The following is a 1423-nucleotide window of genomic DNA, read 5'->3' as shown; positions in this document are numbered from 1 at the left end:
ACCGCCCGACCCGCCGGGGGGGGGCCCCGCCCGCCGCGCCCCGCCCGGCGATTCGGGCCGCCAGGCGCCGGGCTCAGGCGACCCGGGACGAGGTCGCCGGACGCCGGCGACCCGGACAAGGTCGCCGGGCGCTGGGCGCCGGGCTCAGGCGACGCGGGACGAACTCGCCGTCCAGGTGTTGCAAGCGCCAGGCTTGCCCGCCTTATACCCCTTGTCCAGCCAGTAGAGACGGTTCCCGGTCTTGCCCTGGTACCGGTTCTTCCAGAACTCCGGCACCTTGACGATCGGCTTCCAGTCCTTGACCTGACGCCCCATCGCTTTGGCCGACACACCGGAGAAGCAGTCGATCTGCAGGTAGTAGCGGCGGTTGTGCTCGTGCATGACCGGCTCGGACGCGCCGTTCTCCAGCGCCCACCACGCCTGCCCGATTCCGCTCTGCCCGGTCACCACCCCGCTCCACGTCCTGACGATGGACGTGAACACGACCACGTCGTTCTTGGCCTTGATCCAGTCGTCGGCCAGCCTGACGCGGATCTGCGTGGCGCAGATCTCGGAGAAGGAGCCGCTGACCTCCATGCCCGTGGAGCAGGATTCCTTGTCGTCGGCGTCCTTGAACACCACCTTGACCGGGACGAAGTCCTTGATGGCCGGCTTCCACGCCTTGTTCAGGCAGCCGACGAGGGTGGTGACGTACTTCTTGGTGGAGGAGTTGCTCGTGCCCTTGTTCAGCTTGCAGGCCACCTTGGGCAGCTTCGCCGTCTTGTAGAGGGCGTTGTGAGTCAGGTCGGGAGCGCCCTTGATCGGCTCGGCGAGCGCAGGGGCGGAGAGGAGGGCCAGGCCCATGGCCGCTCCAGCGGATAAACGTGTGATCATAGAGCAGGATCTTAGGGCCAGTACGGCGCCAAACAATAATGAAGCAGTTCTGAATTTGCCATGTGCTTGGCTACCTGGGTCGGAACCTTTTCTGCACCCCAGGGGGGATCATGCGCTTCACAACTTCCGCCATCGCGAAGTCGGCAATCGCAGCCTTAGCGACCGCCGCCGTCGCATTCGCCGGGGCTCCTGCCTCAGCCGCGACGACCGCAGATCCGGAAACAGCCCAGATCCGCTGCGGCTACTACAGAAACTCGAACGGAAACTGGTACGGGCACTGCGACGAACTCCCGCGGACCGACGTCATTATCAGAGTCGAATCGTATACCGGCCATTACGACATGTGCGTCAAGCCGGGTACGACGAAGCTCGACGCCTTCGCCTACGGCGCCTATTACGCCGGCAGGCTGTGCTGGGCCGGGTAACGCAAGACCTGGCGGCGGGGGGGGGGGGGGGCCCCCCCCCCCCCCCCCGGGGGAAGGGAAAATGCCGCGACATCGGGGGGGGGTTGGAGGTGGGGCGCCCACACACCCCAATAATGGGGGGGGCC

General features: G+C 66.4%; 2 protein-coding genes. One reads left to right on the top strand and one right to left on the bottom strand.

The window, feature by feature from the left end; genetic code table 11:
• Positions 1-144 precede the first annotated feature (144 nt).
• Positions 145-873 carry a hypothetical protein gene (locus AB0I81_RS64045; protein WP_360680723.1) on the bottom strand — a complete coding sequence of 243 codons (729 nt, stop codon included), beginning with the start codon at positions 871-873 and terminating at the stop codon, positions 145-147.
• A 110-nt stretch (positions 874-983) separates the two neighbouring features.
• On the opposite strand from AB0I81_RS64045, the gene AB0I81_RS64040 reads away from it, so the two are divergent.
• Entirely contained in the window at positions 984-1298 is a 315-nt protein-coding gene (locus tag AB0I81_RS64040; RefSeq protein ID WP_360680720.1) for a DUF6355 family natural product biosynthesis protein, read from the top strand.
• Positions 1299-1423 lie beyond the last annotated feature (125 nt).

The sequence above is a fragment of the Nonomuraea sp. NPDC050404 genome, from assembly GCF_040655495.1.
Taxonomy (GTDB): domain Bacteria; phylum Actinomycetota; class Actinomycetes; order Streptosporangiales; family Streptosporangiaceae; genus Nonomuraea.
This window is presented reverse-complemented; position numbering and strand designations above follow the sequence as displayed.